This window comes from Flavobacterium sp. LPB0248, assembly GCF_013388355.1.
GTDB lineage: Bacteria > Bacteroidota > Bacteroidia > Flavobacteriales > Flavobacteriaceae > Flavobacterium.
Window position 1 is genome coordinate 1,996,829 of the sequence record NZ_CP058246.1, and the last position, 25,821, is coordinate 2,022,649.

At 34.1% G+C, this 25,821-nt stretch carries 17 protein-coding genes; 11 read left to right on the forward strand and 6 right to left on the reverse strand.

From position 1 onward, the window contains the following. Nucleotides 1-7: 7 nt before the first annotated feature. On the forward strand, nucleotides 8-2,887 hold the full coding sequence (locus LPB248_RS08355; RefSeq protein WP_177211028.1) for a triple tyrosine motif-containing protein: 2,880 nt from the start codon (nucleotides 8-10) through the stop codon (nucleotides 2,885-2,887). A gap of 40 nt (nucleotides 2,888-2,927) precedes the next feature. Here the strand turns inward: LPB248_RS08355 and LPB248_RS08360 are convergent, their stop codons facing one another. The 3 genes from LPB248_RS08360 to gldJ form a co-directional block, all read right to left on the reverse strand. Then, a complete protein-coding gene (locus LPB248_RS08360) occupies nucleotides 2,928-3,203 on the reverse strand; it encodes a SymE family type I addiction module toxin (RefSeq protein WP_177211029.1) in 276 nt (91 codons plus the stop codon). Between the two features lie 383 nt (nucleotides 3,204-3,586). After that, nucleotides 3,587-4,870 (reverse strand): UDP-N-acetylmuramoyl-tripeptide--D-alanyl-D-alanine ligase, encoded by a 1,284-nt coding sequence (locus tag LPB248_RS08365; protein ID WP_177211030.1) that lies wholly within the window; start codon nucleotides 4,868-4,870, stop codon nucleotides 3,587-3,589. Between the two features lie 117 nt (nucleotides 4,871-4,987). Further along, nucleotides 4,988-6,658, reverse strand: coding sequence for a gliding motility lipoprotein GldJ (gene gldJ, locus LPB248_RS08370; protein WP_177212528.1), 1,671 nt, complete (start codon nucleotides 6,656-6,658; stop codon nucleotides 4,988-4,990). Nucleotides 6,659-6,871: 213 nt separating this feature from the next. On the opposite strand from gldJ, the gene porU reads away from it, so the two are divergent. The 8 genes from porU (at nucleotide 6,872) to LPB248_RS08410 (ending at nucleotide 19,174) form a co-directional block, all read left to right on the forward strand. Beyond that, nucleotides 6,872-10,708 carry a type IX secretion system sortase PorU gene (gene porU / locus LPB248_RS08375; protein WP_177211031.1) on the forward strand — a complete coding sequence of 1,279 codons (3,837 nt, stop codon included), beginning with the start codon at nucleotides 6,872-6,874 and terminating at the stop codon, nucleotides 10,706-10,708. 41 nt (nucleotides 10,709-10,749) lie between these two features. Beyond that, on the forward strand, nucleotides 10,750-11,955 hold the full coding sequence (gene porV / locus LPB248_RS08380; protein WP_177211032.1) for a type IX secretion system outer membrane channel protein PorV: 1,206 nt from the start codon (nucleotides 10,750-10,752) through the stop codon (nucleotides 11,953-11,955). A 79-nt stretch (nucleotides 11,956-12,034) separates the two neighbouring features. Continuing rightward, complete coding sequence (gene cdd, locus LPB248_RS08385; RefSeq protein ID WP_177211033.1) at nucleotides 12,035-12,517, forward strand: cytidine deaminase; 483 nt, start codon at nucleotides 12,035-12,037, stop codon at nucleotides 12,515-12,517. A gap of 159 nt (nucleotides 12,518-12,676) precedes the next feature. Beyond that, nucleotides 12,677-13,675 (forward strand): pyruvate dehydrogenase (acetyl-transferring) E1 component subunit alpha, encoded by a 999-nt coding sequence (pdhA, locus tag LPB248_RS08390; protein ID WP_095928018.1) that lies wholly within the window; start codon nucleotides 12,677-12,679, stop codon nucleotides 13,673-13,675. Between the two features lie 4 nt (nucleotides 13,676-13,679). Continuing rightward, a complete protein-coding gene (locus LPB248_RS08395) occupies nucleotides 13,680-15,320 on the forward strand; it encodes a pyruvate dehydrogenase complex dihydrolipoamide acetyltransferase (protein WP_177211034.1) in 1,641 nt (546 codons plus the stop codon). Nucleotides 15,321-15,411: 91 nt separating this feature from the next. Beyond that, nucleotides 15,412-17,259, forward strand: a complete 1,848-nt coding sequence (locus LPB248_RS08400; RefSeq protein ID WP_177211035.1) for a hydrolase/aminopeptidase — start codon at nucleotides 15,412-15,414, stop codon at nucleotides 17,257-17,259. 406 nt (nucleotides 17,260-17,665) lie between these two features. After that, the gene (locus tag LPB248_RS08405) at nucleotides 17,666-18,196 is read left to right on the forward strand and encodes a carboxymuconolactone decarboxylase family protein (protein ID WP_177211036.1); all 531 of its coding nucleotides are present in this window, start codon (nucleotides 17,666-17,668) and stop codon (nucleotides 18,194-18,196) included. Between the two features lie 99 nt (nucleotides 18,197-18,295). Further along, entirely contained in the window at nucleotides 18,296-19,174 is an 879-nt protein-coding gene (locus LPB248_RS08410) for a helix-turn-helix domain-containing protein (RefSeq protein ID WP_177211037.1), read from the forward strand. A gap of 70 nt (nucleotides 19,175-19,244) precedes the next feature. On the opposite strand, the gene LPB248_RS08415 is transcribed toward LPB248_RS08410, so the two are convergent. Next, nucleotides 19,245-20,486 (reverse strand): glycosyltransferase family 4 protein, encoded by a 1,242-nt coding sequence (locus tag LPB248_RS08415; RefSeq protein ID WP_177211038.1) that lies wholly within the window; start codon nucleotides 20,484-20,486, stop codon nucleotides 19,245-19,247. 113 nt (nucleotides 20,487-20,599) lie between these two features. Between LPB248_RS08415 and LPB248_RS08420 the strand changes: the two genes are divergently transcribed. Together LPB248_RS08420 and LPB248_RS08425 are read left to right on the forward strand one after the other, a co-directional pair. Beyond that, nucleotides 20,600-21,181, forward strand: coding sequence for a tRNA-(ms[2]io[6]A)-hydroxylase (locus LPB248_RS08420; RefSeq protein ID WP_111379367.1), 582 nt, complete (start codon nucleotides 20,600-20,602; stop codon nucleotides 21,179-21,181). Nucleotides 21,182-21,234: 53 nt separating this feature from the next. Further along, nucleotides 21,235-23,994, forward strand: coding sequence for an AsmA-like C-terminal region-containing protein (locus LPB248_RS08425; protein ID WP_177211039.1), 2,760 nt, complete (start codon nucleotides 21,235-21,237; stop codon nucleotides 23,992-23,994). A gap of 106 nt (nucleotides 23,995-24,100) precedes the next feature. Here LPB248_RS08425 and LPB248_RS08430 read toward each other — a convergent pair whose 3' ends face one another. Together LPB248_RS08430 and rpmA are read right to left on the reverse strand one after the other, a co-directional pair. After that, entirely contained in the window at nucleotides 24,101-25,396 is a 1,296-nt protein-coding gene (locus tag LPB248_RS08430) for a hypothetical protein (RefSeq protein WP_255462888.1), read from the reverse strand. A 142-nt stretch (nucleotides 25,397-25,538) separates the two neighbouring features. After that, the gene (gene rpmA, locus LPB248_RS08435; protein ID WP_012023622.1) at nucleotides 25,539-25,799 is read right to left on the reverse strand and encodes a 50S ribosomal protein L27; all 261 of its coding nucleotides are present in this window, start codon (nucleotides 25,797-25,799) and stop codon (nucleotides 25,539-25,541) included. Nucleotides 25,800-25,821 lie beyond the last annotated feature (22 nt).

Consider the following 25,821-nt stretch of genomic DNA (forward strand, 5'->3'; position numbering starts at 1 on the left):
AAATTTTATGAAATCCATAGTTAGACCTTTTGTACTAATTTTATTATTTTTCTTACAATTTAAAAGTTTTTCGCAGGTAAAAAATATTGGAATTCCAGATATAAAAAATTATAAAAGATCAGAATATAAAGGTGGAACTCAAAACTGGAGTATTGATCAAGATAAAAATGGAAACATTTATTTTGCAAACAATAGTGGTTTAATTCAATTTGACGGTTCAAACTGGCATAAATATTCATTACCAAACAAATCTGAGATTAGAAGCTTAAAAATTGATGCTTTAGGAAGAATATTTGTAGGCGGAAATAACGAATTTGGGTATTTCAAAAATGATGAAAAGGGAATTTTAAAATATCATTCTCTCTACAATCTATTAAGCCCAATAGATAAAGAAAACATCAATCTTATTTGGAGAATCCATATTTTTAAAGGAGAGGTTATATTTCAATCTTTCAGCAAGGTATTTTTTCTAAAAAATGAAAAAGTTACGACTCTTACCGCTCCTCATAAATTTCAGTTTTCATTTTTGGTAAATAATCGCTTGTATTTTCAGGACAAAACTCTTGGTCTTCTTGAATACAAAAACAGAAAACTTACAGCAATAAAAGGTACTACTGTCTTTAATGACAAGGAAATCTGGTCTCTTTTTCCATTATCTAACAACAGATTATTGTATGCCACTTTAGAAAAGGGTCTTTTTGTCTCTGAAAATGACATTATCAAACCATGGGCAACAGAAGCCAACGAATTTATCAAGAAAAATACATCTCTTGGTGGGTCAATCATCAAAAACAAGTTTATAATACTTAATTCTGTATTAGATGGAGCAATTATCTGTGATTTAAATGGAAAAATAATCCAACATCTGAACCGACAAAAAGGGATTCAGAACAATACAATCTTAGCTTCATTTGTTGACAAAAAAAACAATATCTGGCTTGGACTGGATAACGGTATCACATTTATTAATGAAAATTCGCCTTTTTCTTATTTTGACTACAGCTATAATATAGGAACGGTCTATGCTTCGACAACTCATAATGGAAATCTTTATGTAGCTACAAATCAGGGATTATTTTATCATCCGTGGGGAAGTTCCTTTAAAGACAGTCCGTTTACAAGAGTCGAAGGGACAATTTCGCAAGTTTGGAATATTCAAGTTATAAATAACGTACTAATATGTGCCAGTAACAGCGGCGCATTGATTATTGAAAACAATAGAGTCTCAAAAATCCTAGACAACAAAGGGTATTTTGGATTCAAAAAAATACCTGACCATGAAAACTATATAATAGGTGAAAGCTACAACGGATTCTCTGTTTTTAAGCGATCTGCCAGTGGATATGATTATCTGCATCAAGTAAAAGGATTTGATGAAACCACCAATAATTTTTCTATAGAAATAGATGCAAATTACTTATGGCTAAAGAAAAATCCTTTCTTATATCAAGTAAAGTTATCGGAAGATTTACAAAGATTTGACTTCATTAAAAAGCACGTAAACATATCAGATAAATTCAAAGGAATAAATAGCCTTCAAAATATAAATAACAAAGTCTATTTTCAAGTAAAAAATCATTTTTACAGATATTCTGTAGAGCAAGAAACATTTTTTGAGGATAAAAAAATCACAAATTTATTCAACGGAATCCCAACTATCAATACCTTAATTGAAGATTCTACAGGAAACTTATGGTACGCATTCAACGAGTCGCTTGGTGTATTAGTTAAAAATAAAAACGGAACTTTCACTAAGAAACAAGCCATATTTTCCAATTTAACCGGGAATTTGGTAAACAATTATATTTCGGTAAACGCGATAGATCCTCAAAATATTTTTATCGGATTAACAGATCGTTTGGCGCATTACAACTCGACCATTCCGAACACGTTTATGACAAAACCGAAAGCTTTTATTGAAAGTTTTACAAATCCTGGAGATACCATTTTAACTGGAAATCTGACGAGTAAGCTAGAATCATACAGCATACCTTATAAATACAATCGTGTCAAATTTACTTTTGCATCACCAACGTATGAAAATCAAGAAAACGTAATGTATTCCTATAAATTAGAACCTTTTGAAGAGAATTGGCGCGGCTGGTCATCAACTGCGATAAAAGAATACACCAATTTAAGAGAGGGCAACTATGTAATGAAATTAAAAGCCAGAAATAGTTATGGCATAGAATCAAACATTACTGAAGTTGAATTTACAGTATCTCCACCTTGGTACAGACACTTTTTGGCTTATTTATTTTACCTGATACTCATTTTGCTCGGCGCGTATCTAATCTCTGTTAGAATCAAACTTAAGATTAGAAAAAACAGGTATTATGAAACTATCGAACAAAGAAGATTGTATCTTGAAAAAGAATCCAAAATTAGACATGAACAGCATGATTTGGAAAAAGAAATTGAAAAGCTGAAAAATGATAAGCTCCAAATTAAAATCTTAGCAAAAGATAAAGAACTAGTAAACAATTCTTTACAAGTAGTAAAAAAGAATAAAGTCTTAAATGGAATTATTCACAAACTGAAAGATATAGATACCGCCATATTAGACGACACCACTAAAGCAGAATTTAGCAAACTGCATAAAAGCATTGTAAAAGAAGTAAATACAGATAAAAGCTGGAAAGACTTAGAAAAACACATTAAAAATGTCCATTTCGAATTTTTAAAGCGATTAAAAGGGCAATATCCTACCATTTCTCCTAGAGAATTAGACTTGTCAACTTATTTGTTAATGAATATGTCAACGAAAGAAATAGCCGAAATTATGAACATTTCGACAGGCGGAGTTGAGTTGGCACGTTATCGTCTAAGAAAGAAATTAGGACTAAATAAGAAAGAAAACCTAATCGGGTTTCTAATGAGTATTTAATAAAAAGAAAGCCATTCAATTGAATGGCTTTCTTTTTAAATTATCCTTTTTGTGCAGGCTGTATAATAAGCTTTCCTTTCATTACCGTTACGGCAACAGGTTCATCGATTAAAAATCCAGCCTCTTTGAGCCAATTACCGCATAATCGTATTTGTGGTACAATCACTGGCTGTGTTTTATACATGCCAATAGAGCGCGAAAGCCTATAAAACGCATAAGCTTTCATTCTCCGAATTGATAATACTTTTGAAGTTTTTTTGATTGTAGAGCCTGTAATCTTTACCTCTTTACTGCTTGTTTTTTCTTTGAAGTTCATTTGAAGAAAAATTAAGTAGGCCAAAAAAATACGGTTTTAGCCTTTCCCGTTGAACTTCACCCTTGAGAGGCAGTGGGCGCATTAACGCACCACACGGAGGTACCAAAACCGCGTATCTATACTCACGAACATAAAAAATGCCCGTAACGAAATTGACGAGCAAACTCGCCTCTCAAAAATGAAGTTCACCGCAAATGTAGCGAAAAATCATTTTATTTTGTAGGAAAAAAGTTAAAAAACTTTCAAGCTACGCAGGCAATAAACTAGTAATTTTCAAATTTAAACAAAATGAGCCCGACAAATATCGAACTCATTAATATAAAACTTAACTATAAATTTGTCTAAACTTTTGTAGGCAATCTATATTTTGAATAACTTTCTTCCTAAATATACTCTAATGTTCGTTCTAACGCCATGCCTCGTGAACCTTTTATTAATATTGAATTAGAATCAAATGTAAATGTTTTTAGAAATTCAGCAAAAGCATCGAATGTTTCAAAAAATTGAATATTTTCATTCGAAATCTTATTAGCGTAAAAAGATTTTCCTAATAAGAAACATTGGGCCTGTTTCTGATCAGCTAAAGAGTCAATAATAACCTTATGCTCGTAAAGACTTTCATCTCCAAGTTCGAACATATCTCCCAAAATCATGATTTTATTTTTCTTATCTAATTGAAGAAAATTAGCAATCGCTACTGCCATACTGCTAGGATTGGCATTGTAAGCATCTAGAATAATCTCATTTGAACCTTTTTGCATCATTTGAGATCTATTGTTTGCCGGAATATAGTTTTCAATAGCGTCTTTTATATCGCTTTCTTTTACATCAAAATATTTTCCAATGGCTACAGCTGCATTTATATTGTTGGCGTTGTAAAGTCCGATTAAATGAGATTCTATTGCAAAATCATTATATTCAATAGCAACAAATGGATTTGCTGTAATATTTTGAATATTTAAATCTGCATTTTCTTTTTTAACTCCAAAAGTAAATGCCTTAATTCCTTTTGATTTTTCTATTTGAATAGGATCTTCTAGATTTACAAAAACTGTTTTCTGATGGGCAGAAAGATACTGGTACATTTCACTTTTACCAGCAATAACACCTTCAACTCCACCAAAACCTTCTAGATGGGCTTTTCCGAAATTGGTTATATATCCAAAATCAGGCTGTGCGATCTGACATAAAAATTCAATTTCTTTTTGATGATTTGCTCCCATTTCAACAATTCCGATTTCTGTTTCTTTTGTAAAAGAAAGCAAAGTCAACGGCACACCAATATGATTATTTAAATTACCAATAGTCGCTTTTGTTTTGAATTTTTTTGATAAAACAACATTGATTAATTCTTTTGTCGTCGTTTTTCCATTACTGCCTGTCAAAGCAACAATTGGAAGTCCTAAATAACTTCTATGAAATTTTGCCAATTCCTGAAGCGTTTGCAAGCTGTTTTCTACCAAGATAGTTCTATCATCAATAAAAAAAGATTCATTGTCTATAACAACGAATAAAGCTCCTAAATCTAAGGCTTCTTTGGCAAATGTATTAGCGTCAAAATTCTCTCCTTTAATGGCAAAAAACATCGAATTCTTTTCAATTTTTCTGGTATCAATAGATAGAGAACTACACTGTAAAAACAAGTTATGAATGTCTTTAATATTCATTTATATATTTTTTAATAAGTCATAAAAGTAGAAAAAAAACAATAAAAAAATTCCAAATTCCAGACTGAATATTCAGCTTTTGGAATTTGGAATTTTTATTATTTGAATTCCTAAATCTTAGTTTCTAGGAGATTTTCTTTTTTCAGATTTTGATCCTACTCTAGACATTGCACATCTGAAACCAATGTAATCAGTTGCCATATCTTGAGGGAAATATCTTCTTTGAGCTGGGTCTAACCAGTAAGCTCTGTCTCTCCAAGAACCTCCTTTGTAAACTCTTACTTTATCATCAATTAAAGTAGTACGTTTACTAGAGTTATCATACTTTCTGATCATTTTTCCTAAACTGTCAGTTGTAACATTGTGTTTAGGAGAGTTGTACATTGCCTGATCTGCTTTAGATCCAGACTCTGAATCACCAAAATCAAAATATCTTGAAGATTGTTTATCACCATCTCTGTAGTTGATATTGTCACTTGTGCTGAAGTTTTGTCTCAAATAAGTTTCTTGTTCATCAACTGGCACTTGAGCAATTTCTCCAGGAAGGTTTCTTGCAATTACTTTACCGTTACTTAAAGTATCATACTTAATAGTAGCAGTTGTAACGATTTCAACTTTACCATCTTTACCAATTTTGTTCTTAGCATATTGGTTTCCTCTGTAGTAGTTGAAATCATTCGCTTCGTTATCGATAATAGGTCTGTAAACATCGGCAACCCATTCTGCAACGTTTCCTGCCATATCATAAAGACCAAAATCGTTTGGTGCATAACTTTTCACAGCATTTGTAATATCTGCTCCGTCATCTGACCAACCTGCAATTCCACCGTAATCACCGTTTCCTTGTTTAAAGTTAGCCAATTGATCACCTCTGTTTTTACGTTTATTAGAACGTGTGTAATCTCCAGACCAAGGATATTTCTTTTGTCCTTTGTAGATATTGTATTCTCTTTGTCCAACATCAGCAGCAGCAGCGTATTCCCATTCTGCTTCAGTAGGAAGTCTATATTCTGGCAAGATAATTCCAGAAGAACGTTGTGCGTATACGTTTTTCTCTTCTTCTCCTGCTTTTGTTCTTTTTCCGCTAGGGTTTTTCTTTAATACAATCTCATCGCTTGCACCACGTGATGTACTAGGAGACATTAAATAACCTTCAGTGTTAAATGCATTTTCAGCATTAACATCGTTTGTTTTAGCTCCTTTTTTAAGATATCCGTTTTTCTCTAAAACTGCTTCGTTTACACGGTCAGTTCTCCATTTACTAAATTCAACTGCTTGAATCCAGTTAACACCAACTACAGGATAGTTAGCATAAGAAGGGTGTCTTAAATAGTTGTTAGTCATCGTTTCGTTGTATCCTAAACGATTTCTCCAAACTAATGTATCAGGAGATGCTCCTTCGTAAATATTTTTGTAATTTTCTTCTGTTGGTGGGAAAACTTTCTTTAACCACTCTAGGTATTCTAAGTACATACCGTTCGTAACTTCAGTTTCATCCATATAGAATGATTGAACGTGTTGTTGAGTTGGTGTGTTATTCCAATCGTGCATAACATCATCCTGTACTTTACCCATAGTAAACGTACCTCCTTCAACAAAAACTAAACCAGGACCAGCCTGTTGTTTTTTCCCTGCATTTCTGGCAGCAGTTCCATTCTGACTATCTACATCCCAGCCAGTAGCTCTAGAAGCGTGAGTGGAACTCGATTTTTTGCTACAACTAGCCGTGCCCAACATCAATACCATTGACATCATTAACTGCAAGACTACAATTTTGTTTACTTTCATACTCATTCTTAGGTGATAAATTTAGGTGCTGCAATATAATAATTAACATTTAATTGGCAACATCTGTTCTCATAATTTTATTTAGCTGTTTTTTCCCAGAAAATAACCTTTAGTTACGAACGCAAAAATATACTTTTTATTATTCTCTGTATCATGAAATACTATATTTTTACTTACTAATTATTTTTTAATTAAATTTCGCTTTTAAAACGCATGAAACAGGCAATTCTTATCTCTCTTTTTATAATTCCAATTCTTTCATTTTCCCAGATAAATGGGGCAATTACGATAGATTGGCAGAACAAAAAAGAGATAAATTATGGCGAAAATAAAATTACAATTCCATACTTTACAGGAAGCAGTTTTCGCTTCGACACTACAAAAAAAACTATAACATTACTCCAAAATTTAAACCAACCTAACGTCTCAAACGGCAGTTCTGTACAAATAAGTAATATCTCTTACGAGTCGATTTCTCGAGCTGATTTAGGAGATTTGACACCCGAAAACATCCCCGAAAAACCAAATGAAACGGTAATAACGACCAATGCGCGAGACTTAAGATATTCTTTTCTTTCTATATCTCCTATAATTAAGGAAGGAAATAGTTACAAACGCATAAAATCTTTTTCTTACTTTATCAGCAATACCACAGCTCGAACTACATCTACTTCTTCATTTCAAAAATCGGCAACAATTGTAAATTCTGTTTTAGCTTCTGGAGACTGGTATCGATTTTACATTCAGAAATCAGGCGTTTACAAAATAGACAAATCTTTTTTACAAAATTTAGGTTTTGATGCTTCTAAAGTTGATCCTAGAAGAATAAAAATATACGGAAATGGCGGAAGAATGCTTCCTCTCGCCAATAACACTTATTATCCTGATGATTTAACCGAAAACGCAATACAGATAAATGGCGAAAATGATGGCGTTTTCAATAACGAAGATTACATTCTTTTTTATGCTGAAGGCACCGATAATTGGAATTCAGAAAGCCAAACCAATTTAAATTTATACGACACCAAGTCCTATTATTACATTACAACATCTGGAGGCGACGGAAAGAGGATTCAAAACTTAAATCAACCAACAGGAAACAGCACTTTAGAGCTGAACACGTTTGATGACTATCAATACCACGAAATCGACCAAACCAACATAGTTCATCTAGGTCGTCAATGGCTCGGAGAATCATTTGACATCAATCAAGAGCAAGAGTTCTCCTTTAACTTTCCAAACCTAGACACTTCTGTTCCTGTAAAAATAGAAGTAAGCGCAGCATCTGCATCGTTCACCACTACTTCATTTGCAATAACCGCAAACGGCCAAAATGCAGGAACTATAAACTTTCCGTCTCTTATTGCAAACTCTGACACAAAATACACGGTAGGAAAAATACCTGCAAATACTCAATTTACTGGAGCAGACAATATCAAAATAAAACTTACCTATAATAATAATGGTGTTCCTGGTTCAAAAGGCTACTTAGATTATATCAATCTAACTGCAAAACGAAAACTTTTGGGAACAGGTAAACAATTTCAGTTTCAATACAATGCCGCTGGTTCAACAGTTGGGATTGTCAATTATAATATCGGAAACGCATCGGCAATAACTCAAATTTGGGATATTACAGACCTATATAATATATCTAAAATAGAGAATGCTAATCAGAATGCTTTTAGCTTTAAAGCAAATTTAGGCGAAGTTAGAAAATACATTACCCTTGACCCATCCGATTACTATGTTCCATTAAAAGAGAATCAATCAAAAGTTGCCAATCAGAACTTAAAAGGAACACTTTTCAGAAATAGTCAAAATGCTTTTCAGGACATCGATTATGTTATTGTAACTCCAAAATCGCTAGTCTCTCAAGCCGAAAGACTTGCGAGTTTTCATCGAACAAATTCCAATTTAAATGTAAAAGTTATTGCATTAGAGAATATCTATCAAGAATTTTCTTCCGGCAAACAAGATATTGCCGCTATTAGAAATTGCGTTAAATATATTTATGACAACGCATCATCATCAGAAAAAAGAGTGCGTTACTTAAACTTATTTGGAGATGCTTCTTTTGACTATAAAGATCGAATTTCAAACAACACTAATATTGTACCTATATATCAATCTCTAATAAGCAATACTGTTGGCGAAGCTTCATTTGCTTCAGACGATTTTTACGGACTTATGGATGCCAACGAAGGCGTTATTATTCCATCACTTGCTGGAATTGATATTGCAGTTGGAAGAATGTTGGTTTCAGACAATTCTCAAGCACAGGAAATGGTCAATAAAGTTTTTGAATACTATGACACAAAATCGTACGGAAACTGGAGAAACAATGTTGTTTTACTTAGTGATGATTCTGACAAAGCTGGCGACCAGACCTTACAAGCAAATCAAAATGCGCTTGCAGATCTTATTGCAACCGAAAAACCTTTTTTTAATATTGACAAAATTTTTCTAGATGCTTACACACAAGAAGCTTCAGCAGGCGGATCGCGATATCCAAAAGCAAGAGCCGATTTTTTTAATGCTTTTGAAAAAGGCGCTCTGATATTTAATTATTTAGGACACGGTGGCGAGGACGGACTAGCCAGCGAGAGAATTTGGGAGAAATCAGATGGGCAAAATCTTATCAATCAATATAAATATCCATTATTCATTACCATTACATGTGAATTTTCTCGTTTTGACGATCCAACAAGACCTACAGCAGGAGAATATGTGTATTGGAATCCTAAAGGTGGCGCAATTTCAATGCTGACAACAGTTCGCGAAATTGGACAGACAAATGCCGAAGAGTTCAACAAAACAATCAGCAAAAATCTTCTTTCTTATGGCTCAAATCAATATAATAGCATTGCAGAATCATTAAGGATATCTAAAAACGAAAACCCAAGCTCTTCCAGCAATGTTGTTTTTTGCATTGGAGATCCTGCTTTAATGCTAGCTATTCCGAAACCGCGAATTAATTTAACGAAAGTAAATGATATTGTGATTTCTCAAGCAATTCCTGATTTAAAATCTTTGTCAAAAATTAAAATTTCAGGAGAAATCACAGACGAAAATAATATCCTTTTAAGCAATTATAACGGAGAATTAGCTACAGCCATTTTCGACAAATTAATTACAAACACGACCTTAAATAATGATGGATTCAGTCCCCCAATGCAGTTTAAAACCTTAGGAGAAACTATTTTCAGAGGAAATGCATCGGTTACTAATGGACAATTTGAATTCAGCTTTGTTGTCCCTAGAGACATCCGAATTCCCGTTGACAACGGCAGAATTAGTTTCTATTCGAAAAAAAATGACGCGGCAGAAAACCAAACTGGATACAATAACAGCATTAAAATTGGAGGAATTAACGAAAATGCACCTCAGGACAATATTAGTCCAAAAGTGAAGTTATATATGAACGATGAGACTTTTGTATCGGGAGGAATTACTAATGAATCGCCATTTCTTTTGGCTTTCTTAGAAGATGAAAATGGAATCAATACAGCAAGCGGAATCGGACACGATATTGTCGCTATTTTAGATGGGGACGTAAGCAATCCGTACATTTTGAATGATTATTATCAAACAAAATTGGACGATTACACCAACGGAAATCTACGTTTTCCTTTTCGGAATTTAGCTCCTGGACTGCATACCATAAGTTTTACCGCTTGGGATGTTTACAACAATCCTGTTACGAGTGAAATTCAGTTTACAGTTGTAGGAGACGATTCTTTGACACTATCACACGTTCTTAATTATCCAAATCCTTTTTCGACTTATACACAATTTTGGTTTTCACACAACAGACCATACGAACCACTAGATGTACAAGTACAGGTAATGACTATTACAGGAAAAGTTGTCTGGACAAAAAACCAAACCATTACAACAGAAGGCTTTTTATCTAGAGAAATAACATGGGACGGAAGAGATGATTTTGGTGACAGAATCGGAAAAGGAGTTTACATTTACAAACTGACTGTAAAATCTAATTTAACAAATAAAAAAGCAGAAAAATACGAAAAGCTTGTCATCCTATAATATTATATATATTTGCACTACCAAAAACACCAGTCCCATAAATGAAAAAACTATCACTTTTATTAATTTGTATTTTTAGTATTTACAATTCTAGGGCTCAGGAATCAAGACCTATTGTTACCGGAGTACCTTTTTTATTAGTCGCTGCTGATGCTAGAGCAGCTGGTTTGGCAGACCAAGGTGTCGCTACTTCTGCCGACGTTTTCTCACAGCAATGGAATCCTGCTAAGTATGCATTTTCTGAAGATGCACAAGGTCTTTCCATCAGTTACACCCCTTATTTAACAGATCTAGCCAATGATATTTCATTAGGACAGATTACGTATTACAACAAAATCAACGAAAAAAGTGCTTTTGCAGGAAGTTTTCGTTATTTCGGTTTTGGGGGAATTGAACTAAGATATACAGGAGATCCTAACGAAGCTGTACGAGAAGTAAATCCGAATGAATTTGCCTTAGACGGATCTTACTCATTAAAATTGAGCGAGAAATTCTCGATGGCAGTTGCAGGACGTTTTATCAGTTCAAACTTAAAAGTAGCTTCAGAAGAAGTTGATGCTACATCTGCAAGATCTTTTGCAGTAGATGTAGCAGCTTTTTATCAATCAGAAGAAATTGCTTATCAGGATTTCAATGGTAGATGGAGAGCAGGTATCAACTTTCAGAACATGGGGCCAAAAATCAGTTATGACCACGATGATATAAGCTCAAACTTCTTACCTGCCAATTTAAGATTAGGTGGAGGATTTGATTTTATTTTTGACGATTATAACAAACTTACCTTAAGCGCTGAGCTTACTAAACTTTTAGTTCCAACTCCTCCTGGTATTGGGACACCTGTAGACGTAAATGGCGACGGAGACTTTGATGATCCTGAAGACATATCACAACAAGAAGCAACCGATATTGGTTACAGAAACTATAATGATATAGGATGGTTTCAGGGAATCTTTAAATCTTTTGGAGACGCTCCAGGCGGATTTAAAGAAGAAATGAAAGAGGTAACTTATAGCATTGCTGGAGAATACATGTACCAAGATGCTTTTGCATTCCGTTTAGGATATTATCATGAAAGTCCAGAAAAAGGCGCTAAACAATTTTTCTCTTTAGGAGCAGGATTTAAATACAACATCATGAAAATTGATGTTTCATACCTATTCTCAGCTTCTAAAATAAAAAATCCTTTAGAAAACACGCTTCGTTTCTCTTTAACGTTTAACTTTGGAGACAAATACGAAACTTATTAAAGAGAACGTTTAAAATAAAAATAATTCAATCCAAATTCCGGCATTTTAGGAATTTGGATTTTTTTTCCCTTATAAACAAATGAAAGAAATCAATATAACCGCTTCATTTACAATATTTGATAATTTAAATGAACTTCCAGCAGAAATTCAGGATTTAATGAATCAAGCTGTCGAAATCAGAAAAAAAGCTTACGCACCTTATTCAAAGTTTAAAGTTGGAGCAGCACTGCTTTTAGACAACGGAAAAATTATCTTAGGTTCTAACCAAGAAAATGCCGCTTATCCGTCTGGACTTTGTGCTGAACGAACTGCGATTTTTTATGCTGGAAGTGCATATCCAGAAGCCAAAATCTTAAAAATGGCAATTACAGCTGCTTCAGACACCAATCAGACTACTGCCCCTATTCCGCCATGTGGATCGTGCCGACAATCAATAGCCGAATACGAGATAAAACAAGACACCCCTATTGAAATCTATTTTATGGGAGAAATTGGTGAAATTTACAAATCATCATCTCTGAAAAATTTGCTCCCATTGATGTTCGACAAAAAGTTCTTGTAAAAAAAAGCCAAAAAGTATCGTTTTAATTTTAGTTCTTAAATGTAATGTCTTATTTTTGCATCCCGACCTTTCGGGCGCAAATTTGTGGGAGGAAACTATTTTGCGTTACAGGCACAATAATCGATAACACAAACAACTTTAGCAAAAGAAAGAATTCAGATGAAAGAAGTTACAAAAGAGGTATATTTAAAGTGGTATGAGGACATGCTACTTTGGAGAAAGTTTGAAGACAAACTTGCAGCATTATACATTCAACAAAAAGTTAGAGGTTTTCTACACCTATATAATGGTCAAGAAGCTGTATTAGCTGGCGCACTGCACGCTATGGATTTGACCAAAGATAAAATGATTACTGCTTACAGAAACCACGTTCAGCCAATTGGTATGGGAGTAGATCCTAGAAACGTAATGGCAGAACTTTTAGGAAAAGCAACAGGAACTTCTAAAGGTATGGGAGGTTCTATGCACATTTTCTCTAAGGAACACGGTTTTTACGGTGGACACGGAATCGTAGGTGCTCAAATTCCTGTAGGAGCTGGTATTGCTTTCGCAGACAAATATTTCAACACTGGCGGTGTTACTATGACTTACTTTGGTGATGGTGCTGCTAGACAAGGTTCTCTTCACGAAGCTTTCAACATGGCTATGTTATGGAAACTTCCAGTTGTATTTATCGTTGAAAACAATGGTTATGCAATGGGTACTTCTGTAGAAAGAACTGCAAACCACACTGACATCTGGAAATTAGGTTTAGGTTACGAAATGCCTTGCGGACCTGTTGACGGAATGAACCCTGTAAAAGTTGCTGAAGCAATGCACGAAGCTATCGAAAGAGCGCGTCGCGGAGATGGACCAACTTTCCTTGAAATGAAAACGTACCGTTACAGAGGACACTCTATGTCTGATGCACAATTATACCGTTCTAAAGAAGAAGTTGAAGAGTACAAAAAAATCGACCCAATTACGCAAGTTCTTGATGTAATTTTGGATCAAAAATATGCTACACAAGAAGAAATTGAAGTTATTGACCAAAGAGTTAAAGACTTAGTTGAAGAGTGTGCGAAATTCGCTGAAGAATCTCCATACCCAGACTTACAACAATTATACGATGTAGTATACGCACAAGAAGACTATCCATTTACACCTCATAAATTATAATATCATGGCGATTAAAGTAACAATGCCTCGTTTGAGCGATACTATGACTGAAGGAACGGTAGCAACTTGGCTTAAAAAAGTAGGCGACAAAGTAAGCGAAGGTGATATCTTAGCTGAAATCGAAACAGACAAAGCAACAATGGAGTTCGAATCTTTTAACGAAGGAACTCTTTTACATATCGGAATTCAAGAAGGAGAAACTGCTCCTGTTGATTCATTATTAGCAATCATTGGTAAAGAAGGAGAAGACATTTCTGCTCTTTTAGCCGGCGGTGATGCTCCTGCTGCTGAAGCTCCAAAAGCGGACGCTCCTGCTGCTGAAGCAAAAACTGAAACTGCTGCTCCTGCAAAAGCTGCAGCTGAATTACCAAAAGGTGTTATAGTTGTAACTATGCCACGTTTGAGTGATACAATGACTGAAGGTACTGTAGCAACTTGGTTGAAAAAAGTTGGCGATACTGTAGCTGAAGGAGATATTTTAGCAGAAATTGAAACAGACAAAGCTACAATGGAGTTTGAGTCTTTCAATGCTGGAACTTTATTATACATCGGAATTCAAGAAGGAAGCACTGCTCCTGTTGACAGCTTATTAGCTATCATCGGACCTGCAGGAACTGATATTTCTGGAGTTGCGGATAACTTTACTGCTGGAGGCGCTGCAACTGCAAGTGCTCCTGCCGCAGAAGAAAAAGCTGTGCCTGCTGCTGAAAAAGCACCAGAAGCTGTTGCTGAAACTTCAAATGGAGGAAGAATCTTAGCTTCACCTTTAGCTAAAAAAATCGCTTCTGACAAAGGAATCCAATTAAGCCAAGTTAAAGGATCTGGAGAAAACGGACGTATCGTGAAAAGCGATATCGAGAACTTCACTCCATCTGCTCAAGCTCAAACTGCTGCTTCTGCACCAGCTGCTAAACAAGAAGCGTCTGCTCCTGCTGCACCAAAAGTTTTTGTTCCTGCTGGAGAAGTTTACACAGAAGAGATCAAAAACTCTCAAATGCGTAAAATCATCGCTAAACGTTTGGCAGAATCTTTATTTACTGCACCTCACTACAACTTAGTGATCGAAGTAAGCATGGACGAAGCAATGCAAGCTAGAGCTGCTATCAACAGCGTTCCGGATACAAAAGTATCTTTTAACGATATGGTAATTAAAGCTTGTGCTTTAGCATTGAAAAAACACCCAAAAATCAACTCTCAGTGGAAAGAAGATGCTATCATCATCAACCACCACGTAAACATTGGTGTTGCTGTAGCTGTTGAAGACGGATTAGTAGTTCCTGTATTGAAATTTACTGACGCTATGAGTTTATCTCAAATTGGCGGTTCAGTAAGAGATCTTGCGGGAAGAGCTAAAAACAAAAAATTAGGACCACAAGAAATGGAAGGAAGTACTTTTACAGTATCTAATCTTGGAATGTTTGGTATTACTGAATTTAATTCAATTATCAACCAGCCAAACTCTGCTATCCTTTCTGTAGGTGCAATTGTTGAGAAACCAGTAGTTAAAAACGGTCAAATCGTAGTTGGAAACACAATGATGTTATCATTAGCTTGTGACCACAGAACAATTGACGGTGCAACTGGAGCTCAGTTCTTACAAACATTAAAACAATACATCGAAAGTCCAGTTACAATGTTGGCGTAATCGTTGTTAATTTTATAATTAAATCCCGTTTTGTTTATTCAAAATGGGATTTTTTATTTAATTTTCATCCTCAAATTCAAAACCTCACAAAATGAAGAAACTAATTCTTGCCACTTTATTTCTGACAGCAATTGCCTGCCAGAAAAAAGAAAGTACAGAAAAAACTACAGCTGTTGTTGATGAACACAGTTACTCTAAACCAGAACTCGCTGTCGCAAAACATCTTGATCTTGATATTAAAGTTGATTTTGACACTCAAACAATTTCAGGAAAAGCATCTTGGACCATTGACAACATCAGTAAAGGAAATGAAATTATTTTCGACGAAAACACTTTAAATATTACTAAAGTAACTTTAGGCGACGAAGAAAAAGAAACCAAATTCGAGCTTGGAGCAGACACTGAATTTCACGGAAAACCGCTTCATATTACTATTGAACCAAATACGACCAAAGTAAACATTTACTACAACACCACTAAAGACGCTGTAGCTTTGCAATGGTTAAAACCAGAACAAACTGCAGACAAAAAGAAGCCTTTTGTTTTCTCTCAAGGCGAAAGTGTTTGGTCTCGTACTTGGATCCCTTGTCAAGATTCTCCAGGAATTCGTTTTACTTACAATGCAAAAGTTACAGTTCCTAAAGATTTATTGGCGGTTATGAGCGCTGTAAATCCACAGAAGAAAAATGACACTGGAATTTATACTTTCAAACAAGACAAAGCGATTCCATCTTACTTAATGGCAATTGCAGTTGGAGATATCGAATTTAAAGCAATCGATAATAGAACCGGAGTTTATGCAGAACCATCTGTTCTAAAAAGTGCTGCTTATGAATTTGCTGAATTAGGAAAAATGGTAAATGCCGCTGAAAAACTATACGGACCTTACAGATGGGGACGTTATGATGTTTTGGTTTTACCTCCAAGTTTCCCTTATGGCGGAATGGAGAATCCAAACCTGACTTTCTTAACTCCTGGAGTAATTGCTGGAGATCGTTCGCTAACAAGTTTGCTAGCACACGAATTAGGCCATAGCTGGAGCGGAAACTTAGTTACAAACGCTACTTGGGATGATATTTGGCTAAACGAAGGTTTTACGACATACGTTGAGCACAGAATTGGTGAAGCAATTTTTGGCAAAAAAGAATTTGACATGCAAAACGTTATCACCAATAAAGAATTGGTTGATAATGTTGCTGAATATGGAGATACAAATCCAGATACAAGATTAAAAGTTAGTCTAACAGGAAGAAATCCTGACGACGGAATCAGCATGATTCCTTATGTAAAAGGGTATTCTTTTTTAAGAGTTATTGAAAATGCAGTTGGTCGCGATAAATTTGATCCATTTATCAAAAATTATTTCGATTCTCATGCTTTCCAATCTATCACAACAGAAGATTTTGTAAAGTATTTAAACGAAAATCTTATCAAAGGAGATAAAGCTTTAGCAGATAAAATACAATTAGACAACTGGATTTACAAACCAGGAATTCCATCAAACATTGTTCCTGTTAGCTCGGCAGAATTTGATGCTATTGACGCAATACAAAAAAACTGGAGAGAAACTGGTGTTACAGGTTTAAGCAAAAAAATCACAACCACTGCAGAAAAACAGCATTTTATTGACCATCTTCCTGCTGATATTACCGTAAAAGAAATGGAAGCGATTGATAAAGAATTCAACTTTACTAAGGGCGGCAATTTCATCATTAAACGTCAATGGTTTGTTCAGGCAATTCGTCATCAATATAAAGCTGCTGATCCTGCAATTGAACAATTTTTAATTGGAAGCAGCAGAACTGGCTCTATCATGATGCTTTATAAAGAAATGGTCAAAACTCCAGAAGGAAAAGTTTGGGCCAAAAAAGTTTTTGACAAAGCTAAATCTGGTTATCACGCAACGACTATTCAAGATGCTGCAAGTGTTTTGAAATAGTTTTTTCAAGAATTTAAGTTTAAAAGTGTCTGTTCCCAAAGAACAGACACTTTTTTTTTCTCCTTGTTTGTCATTTCGAGGAACGAGGAATCGCACTAGAAATTCCGCAAAGCAATTCCTTAATCTTTGTCGAGTTTCGTGTGTGATCCTTCCTTCGTCAGGATGACAAACTAAACGAAAACAATCTTATAAAAACGAGAGCCCTAGCCCCGATAGAAGTGGAAATCCTTTTGTGCCGGGGTTCGGCACAAAAGATTGGAACGGATAGCGGGAAATAGCTTCTAAAAAAACAGCAGGGAAAATTATCCATCACATAGCGTACATTCTCCATGTTTTAAAATCTGCAATCGTTGCAACTTTGTAATGTCAAAAGACAACAACAAATAACAATTAAATATTAAATAAAATGACACGATTAACAGCTTTAAACCCAGAAGAAGTAACAGGAAAAACTAAAGATTTATTCGACGCAGTTCAGGCAAAATTAGGCGTTATACCAAACATGATGAGAACAATGGGAAATTCTCCAGCAGTTCTTGAAGGATATTTAAACTTAAGCGGAGCTTTGAGCCACGGAAAATTAAGCGCAAAAACAGGCGAATTAATTGCTTTAGCAGTTTCAGAAAGCAACTCTTGTGATTACTGTTTAGCGGCACATACTTTTATTGGAGAAAAACTAATTAAAGCTGACCTAGAAGTTTTAAAAGCAGCAAGATCAGGAAATTCTGCTGACGCGAAAACAGAAGCTATTTTACAATTGGCAAAAACATTAATCAGCAAAGGTGGTTTAGTAAATGATGAAGATGTAAACAAAGCCAAAAATGCAGGAGTTTCTGATGCTGAAATTGCAGAAACTATTGGTCATGTAGCCTTAAACGTTTTAACAAACTACTTTAATAATGTAGCAAATACTGAAATTGACTTTCCTACAGTTTAATCAAAATCTACATATTCACTATAACAAAAAACAATTTATAAAGATAGCTGTGGATTTATTTCATAGCTATCTTTATACTTTCGAAAAACAAAACAATTTATGAGTTCTCAAAATGTTTTTACTTTAATCAATCCGCAGAATGGAAATTTGGCTTTTAAGATTCTTCCTTTTGAAGACAATAGCCATTTTGATCATTTGCAGCGAAATAATTATTACTCTTTAATTTGGGTAACCAAAGGAAAAGGCAAGGTAAAAGCAGATTTTGCAGAACATCATTTCGAAGAAAACTCACTACTCGCCTTTTCGCCTTATCAGCCTTTCATGCTTTGCGTAAACGAACCAATTGAAGGAATAGCCATTCATTTTCATCCTGACTTTTACTGCATTCATATGCATCAAAAAGAGGTTTCTTGCAATGGTGTTTTGTTCAATAATATCTATCAGCCTCCATATGTTCAAGTTACAGAACAAGCTTCGCAAACTTTTAATATGGTTATTGATCAGATGAAAGCCGAAATTCAGAATGCTGAATTGGCACAATATGAATTACTTATTTCTTATTTGAAAATTTTTCTAATTACGGCTTCAAGATTAAAAACAGAACAATTAGAAGAAATGAAATCGGTTCCAGATTCAAAAGAACCTATAATTCTTCAAAATTTAAAAGATGCGATTGAACTGAATTTTAAAACCAAACACTCAGCTGGAAATTATGCTGAGTTATTAAACATTTCTCCAAAAGCATTAGCAAAATTGTCTAAGAATTATTTCAACAAAACCTTAACCGATTTAATTTCGGAAAGGATCATTATTGAAGCTAAAAGAGAATTGTACTTGACTAACAAAACCGTAAAAGAAATTGCCTACGAATTGGGTTATGATGACGAACATTATTTCAGCCGTTTTTTTAAAACAAATGCCGATGTTTCTCCACAAATTTATCGCGAAACGGTAGGTTTTGGCAAAATTGAAGCTTAGTTTAGAGTCGCAGTTTTCAGTCGCAGTTTTCAGTAATTACAGACTTGAAAACTGCGACTGAAAACTGCGACTATTTATTCTTTGCTTCAATCCATTTTGACATGTACATGGTGCTTTTAAAAGCATGATGCAGCAGCAAATTGCCCATAAAATTATGAAGACGATGATTTTTTGAATCAATCAAAAGAGAATTCACCAATGAAATCAATTTCTCTGAATAATCTTTTTTTTGATAGCATTTATTAATGATTTCGATTCCATTTTTTTGTGATTGTTTCCAAAGATTTTCATTCTGGTAAAGCTCAATCGCTTTTTTAGCAAATTCAGCTGGATTATCTTCAATAAAACCATTCCAAGGCAAATTTTCATGCATGGCTTCGGAACCTATTGAAGTCGTAATACTTGGCGTTCCGCATTGCATAGCTTCTAATAATTTACCTTTTAATCCTGCCCCAAATCGAATTGGTGCTAAAACCACTTTTGTATTTTTTACAATTTCGCTGGCTTCTTCTGCCCTTCCCATAATGTAAAAACCGTTTTTAGACTGATGCAACTGCAATACTTTCTGCGAAGGATAAGCTCCATAAACCTTCAAAACCGCTTCTGGAAAATCTTTTTTTATAGAAGGCCAAATTGCTTCTTTCAAATATTGAACGGTATTCCAATTGGGTTCATGAAGAAAATTTCCAATAAAAACAAAATCACTTCGGTTTTTAAATGAAGGCAATTCTAGCAAATCTTCTTCCCTCATTTCATCAACCAAAAAAGGAAGATAGAAAAGTAGATCTTCACTGATTCTGAAAACATCTTTCAGAATATTCATTTCAAACTCCGAAATAATCAAAGATAAATCACATCTTAAAATACTGGCAATTTCACGTTTTGCCACTTCCTCAGACAACAAATCATGAATTTCAAAATTTCGTTTTTCTTTAAAGGCTTTTTGTCTTGCAGTTCTCAAGCAATGTAAATCTTCAGTATCTAGAATTCTAATTGCATTTGGACACTTTTCAATCACTCTCCATCCAAATTGTTCTTCGACCATAAAACGATCAAACAAGACAACATCTGGATTTAATTCGGCTACAAAACCATCAAAACTTGAAGAATTAAGTTCGATGCTTTTTTTTATTACTCCAAATTCAGACAAATCAACCATAAAATTGCTGTCCTGAGCCGCACTTGCAAATGTAATTTCAAATCCATTTTCTTTGAAAATAGAAATCAATTGCATCATTCTTCCGCCTGCTGCAGAAGACTTTGGCTCGGGCCAAACAAACCCAATAATTAAAAGTTTTTTGATTTGATTCATAATCTTTGTTTCATATTACAAAATAATGCTTTTTTCCGCGGATTTGCACCCAACTTCCAGATATTCGGACGTAAAAAATCACTAATTTTGCAAAATCTAAATGCTGGGAAATTATGTTGGGATTAAAATTAGCTACAGACCCTCGCTGGGTAAATATCGTTGAGTCAAATATCGAAGAAATTTTAACGGATCATGCTTGGTGCGAACAAAAAGCGGCTTCAAACGCGATTAGTATCGTTACTTACAATTCTGAAATTGAAGAATTGGTAACCGAAATGCTTGAAATTGCCAGAGAAGAACTGGAACATTTTCAGATGGTTCACAACATTATAAAGCAGCGCGGACTTACTTTAGGACGTGAACGAAAAGATCATTATGTAAATGAGCTTTTTAAATTCATGAAAAAAGACGGAAGCCGAAGAGATGCTCTGTGCGACCGATTATTATTCTCTGCAATGATTGAAGCCAGAAGTTGCGAACGTTTTAAAGTGCTTTCGGAAAATATTAAAGATGAAGAATTAGCTAAATTCTACAGAGATTTAATGATTTCTGAAGCAGGACATTATACTACTTTTTTAGGATTTGCCAGAAAATATCAAGACAACATCGATATTGATAAACGCTGGAAGGAATGGATTGAATATGAAGGTTCCATCATTACCAATTATGGTAAACAAGAAACCGTTCACGGATAAATTACGCTCTTTTTTCAACTCTATTTTTTTTATTTAAAAAACCAAAATTCGCTATGCAAAAAAGTAAATCGAGATCAATCGTTTTTAAAATTGCGAAGTATACTGGAATAACTTTCGCAGTTATTATAGCATTACTATTTTTAACGCCTATCGTCTTTGAGGACCAGATTAAAGAACAAATAAAGAAAACAGCCAACGAAAGATTAAGCGCAGAACTGAATTATTCTGATGTTTCGGTGTCATTTTTTCACCATTTTCCTTCACTAACTTTAACCTTAGACAATTTAAGCCTTAATGGCTCAGCTCCGTATACAAAAGAAAAATTCATCACTGCGAAAGAGGTTTCTTTTGGAATAAATGTGGCGAGTCTAATTTTCAGCAAATCGGTAAAAATTGATCAGATTTATTTATCGGATTCCTTTATAAATGTAAAAGTGAATGCGAACGGAGAAGCGAATTACAACATTTACAAATCGCAGGAACAAGCTTCTAAAGCCAAAGACAGCAGTGATACCGCTCTTAAACTGGAACGAATTGAAATTTTAAACAGCAAAATTGTTTATGACGACAAGTCTACTAAAGTCCATTTTGACGCATACGGATTTAACTATTTAGGAAAAGGAGATTTAAACAAAGCCGTTTTTGATTTATATTCTAAAGCAAACATCGAAAAATTAAATATTGTTTATGAAGATGAACCTTATTTAATGAACAAAAAGGTTGATGCAGATTTAATTACAAAAGTAAACATCAACTCACTTTCTTTCTTTTTTCAGCAGAACAATCTAAAAATCAACCAGCTACTGGTTGATTTTAAAGGGAAATTTGATTTTTTGAAAGATGGCTATAATATGGATTTTGTTATTAAATCTGAAAACAGTAAGCTGTATGATGTTTTTACAGCGTTACCTCCAAAATATATTACTTGGCTTTCTAAAACCGAATTAAAAGGAAACACAAATCTGCTTCTGACTTTAAAAGGAAAGTATATTACTTCTGAAAATATAGCTCCCGATCTAGATTTGGATGTAAAAGTAACTGATGGCTTTGTCAATTATAACAAAAGCGCATTTCCGGTTTCAAACTTAAATTTAGATGTTAAAACAACCGTTCCTTCTCTAAATCCAGATTTGGTAATTGTTGATGCAAAAAACTTATCGCTAAACATCAATCAGGATTATTTAAAATCGAAATTTTTGGTTAAAGGTGTAAACACACCAGATATTAATGCTGATTTTAAGGCCAAAATCGATCTTGAGAAACTACTTAAAGCGCTTGGAATTCCAGATATTGAACTGAAAGGAACTTTAACTGGTGACGTAAAAACAAACGGAATATTTGACCAAAAGAATAAGCGTTTTCCTCTCACAAACGGAGTTCTTAATTTAGAAAATGGATATTTAAAAACTCCATATTATCCAAATCCGATTACTGACATTACGATTAAATCGAAAATCGAAAACCAGAAAGGAACATTTGCCGACCTGAAAGTAAATTTACAGCCAACGCAATTTACTTTTGAAGGAAAACCTGTTTTTGTACAAGCCGATTTAAGCAATTTTGACGATTTGAGTTATGATGTAAAAGCTAAAGGTGAATTGGATATTAGCAGAATTTACAGAGTCTTTTCGCAAAAAGGTCTTGATTTAGACGGTTTTGTAAAAGCCGATTTAGTCTTAAAAGGAAAACAAAGTGATGCCGAAAAAGGAAATTACAGCAAATTAAACAACAAAGGAACGCTTGAGCTAAGAAATATCGGAATAGCTTCTGAATATCTTCCGAAAAAATTCATCATTAAAGAAGGAATTTTTAAAATCAATCAGGACAAAATGTCTTTCAATAATTTCCTAGCTGCATACGGGCAGTCTGATTTTAAAATGAATGGATATTTACAGAATGTTATCAATTATGTTACCACAAATACAGGCGTTTTAAAAGGCTCTTTTAAAGTTACTTCTCGATATATCAATGTAGACGAATTCATGTCTAGCGTTGACCCAAATACGCCTGTAACACAGAGTTCTGTTCCTAAAACCGAAACGAAACAATCTGAAAACACTCAGACTGGTGTTATAATTATTCCAACCAATTTAAATTTACAATTATTTGCCAACGCTCAAAAAGTATATTTTGACAAATTAAATCTTCAAAATGCAACTGGAAATTTGTCTATGAAAAATGGCAAATTAACCATGCAAAATACTGGTTTTAATTTAATTGGATGCAACGTTTCCATGAATGCCAATTACCAAGCTGTAACGCCACAAAAAGCTAATTTTGATTATGCTATAAAAGCTACAGATTTTGACATTAAGAGAGCTTATAATGAGATTGAAGTTTTCAGAAAAATGGCAAGCGCTGCAGAGAAAGCACAGGGAATTGTTTCTTTAGATTATCAGTTAAAAGGCCGTTTAAACGGAAATATGGATCCTGTTTATCCTTCGCTTGTTGGAGGTGGAACACTTTCTGTAAAAGATGTAAAAGTAAGAGGTTTGAAAATGTTTAATGCTGTAAGCAAACAAACCAATTCTGAATCGATGAAAAACCCAGATCTTTCTAAAGTTGATATCAAAACGACAGTTAAGAACAATATCATAACTGTAGAGCGCTTTAAATTTAAGTTTGCAGGCTTTAGACCAAGAATTGAAGGAACAACAAGCCTAGATGGAAAATTAAACCTAAAAATGCGTTTAGGACTTCCTCCTTTTGGTATTTTCGGAATTCCATTGACTGTAACTGGAACACAAGATAACCCTAAAGTAAAAGTAGGTAAGAAAACGGAAGATTTGGAAGAAACCAAAGATACCGAATAAATAAAACTCTAATTCTGGAAATTCAAAATTCCATACCAGATCTCTACATATTAACCTTTGTCAAAGTTTAAACCTTTGACAAAGGTTTTTTTTCTTTTACAGAAAATTATAGTATAAACATTTGTTTCGAAACATACAAAATTCCTTTACCCATAACCCATAGCAACAAAGCTAAACCAAGCAATTTCCAAGCCCAGCCTTTTCCTCTTTTCCAATCTGAAAAAAAAGAAAAAGCTTCCATATACTTTACTATTACAAATATGGTTGATCCTATAATCGCAAACCAAATAACTTCGTTTAACTGAAAATAAAACCCGTACATAAAAACTGCACTAAAAAAAAGAAACGTTACAAATTGTATAAAATAATAGTTTCTTAAACTGCGTTTATGATTCATTTTTAATGACAAAATTAAAAATGACAAAATCAATAAACTTAGCAGAGCCGAGATAATATTACTAAAAATAAGATTTTCTTGCAGCACAAATAGTATTGTGACAACAATCGCAACAACAGTACATGCAGCCAGAGAATTAATGCTTCTCTCTCTATAATTTTCTTTATAAAAAGGAAATAAAACAGGATAAATATACTTTTCTAATGAACGCCAGAAAGGCAAAGCATAAACCGCTGCGATTCCCGACAAAACCACTTCGTAGTTATAAAAAGCATCGGTAGGAACTTTATACAATACATATAAAATAGCAATCGTAACTATAAAAGCTGGAAAACAAATTGTTTTTATGGTTTCCCAAGAATCTTTACCCCAAAAGTTATTTTCTATTTCATAAACATATTTCTTAATCCAATATTCTTTTGTAAATAAAGCCGTAGACTGGCTCCATAATAAAAACAAGCCCAAATGTATAACTATGGTTCGCAACACAAATTCCTCCACCATGCAGCCATAAATTATACACGCTGCTCCTATTAAAAGCAATTCAAGAGTTAATAAAACTGCCGAAAATAGAATCTTTAATACTGGAGCAATATGACGAATTAAAAACTGAATCAGCAGTCTCCAATACCTTTTAAACAGAGCAACAATAGCGCAAATAGCTATAAATGCAGAAAGATAAAACATCCAATTGGTCAGTAATTTTGTTTGCATCCATAATTGTACTGTGGAATCTTTTTGCGGTGCATAAACAATATCTGAATTTAGAAAAACTTCCTTTGCTAATTCGTCTCTAAGATTATCACTTAAACTAGGAAATTCATTTTTATGTGCCTTCCAAAACTGATCTGTATTGAAACCATTACTTTTAATGGCCTCAAATTCATACAAAACATTTTTCTGCTTATCATTTAGTACACTCAAATGAATGGCAATACTATCTGACACAACTTTACCGTAAGTGCTTATACAGAACAAAAGGGCAAATAAGACTATTTTTTTCAACTTATAATATTTAAAAGAGTTTGAAGATATCTAATTATCCTCAGTCTTGCAAATACAAATTTTTCACTAAATCGTCTTAAGCTAAAAACAAAAAACCCGATCTTTTCAGAACGGGTTTTTTATAAAAAGTAATCTATGATTATTATGCCTCGAATGGAATAATAGATACATAAGATTTGTTATCTCTTTTCTTTTGGAACTTAACAACTCCAGCAACTCTTGCGTGAAGAGTGTGATCTTTACTAATGTAAACGTTTTCACCTGGATTGTGTTTTGAACCTCTTTGTCTAACGATGATGTTCCCAGCAATAGCAGCTTGACCACCATAAATCTTAACGCCTAAACGTTTTGATTCTGATTCTCTACCATTCTTCGAACTACCGACACCTTTCTTGTGAGCCATGACGTATGAGTTTAAATATTGT

Bases quoted from the DNA above. Each gene is read 5' to 3' on its own strand.
- LPB248_RS08355 (WP_177211028.1), top strand. From the start codon at position 8: ATGAAATCCATAGTTAGACCTTTTGTACTAATTTTATTATTTTTCTTA.
- LPB248_RS08360 (WP_177211029.1), bottom strand. From the start codon at position 3,203: ATGAACTTCAAAGAAAAAACAAGCAGTAAAGAGGTAAAGATTACAGGC.
- LPB248_RS08365 (WP_177211030.1), bottom strand. From the start codon at position 4,870: ATGAATATTAAAGACATTCATAACTTGTTTTTACAGTGTAGTTCTCTA.
- gldJ (WP_177212528.1), bottom strand. From the start codon at position 6,658: ATGAAAGTAAACAAAATTGTAGTCTTGCAGTTAATGATGTCAATGGTA.
- porU (WP_177211031.1), top strand. From the start codon at position 6,872: ATGAAACAGGCAATTCTTATCTCTCTTTTTATAATTCCAATTCTTTCA.
- porV (WP_177211032.1), top strand. From the start codon at position 10,750: ATGAAAAAACTATCACTTTTATTAATTTGTATTTTTAGTATTTACAAT.
- cdd (WP_177211033.1), top strand. From the start codon at position 12,035: ATGAAAGAAATCAATATAACCGCTTCATTTACAATATTTGATAATTTA.
- pdhA (WP_095928018.1), top strand. From the start codon at position 12,677: ATGAAAGAAGTTACAAAAGAGGTATATTTAAAGTGGTATGAGGACATG.
- LPB248_RS08395 (WP_177211034.1), top strand. From the start codon at position 13,680: ATGGCGATTAAAGTAACAATGCCTCGTTTGAGCGATACTATGACTGAA.
- LPB248_RS08400 (WP_177211035.1), top strand. From the start codon at position 15,412: ATGAAGAAACTAATTCTTGCCACTTTATTTCTGACAGCAATTGCCTGC.
- LPB248_RS08405 (WP_177211036.1), top strand. From the start codon at position 17,666: ATGACACGATTAACAGCTTTAAACCCAGAAGAAGTAACAGGAAAAACT.
- LPB248_RS08410 (WP_177211037.1), top strand. From the start codon at position 18,296: ATGAGTTCTCAAAATGTTTTTACTTTAATCAATCCGCAGAATGGAAAT.
- LPB248_RS08415 (WP_177211038.1), bottom strand. From the start codon at position 20,486: ATGAATCAAATCAAAAAACTTTTAATTATTGGGTTTGTTTGGCCCGAG.
- LPB248_RS08420 (WP_111379367.1), top strand. From the start codon at position 20,600: ATGTTGGGATTAAAATTAGCTACAGACCCTCGCTGGGTAAATATCGTT.
- LPB248_RS08425 (WP_177211039.1), top strand. From the start codon at position 21,235: ATGCAAAAAAGTAAATCGAGATCAATCGTTTTTAAAATTGCGAAGTAT.
- rpmA (WP_012023622.1), bottom strand. From the start codon at position 25,799: ATGGCTCACAAGAAAGGTGTCGGTAGTTCGAAGAATGGTAGAGAATCA.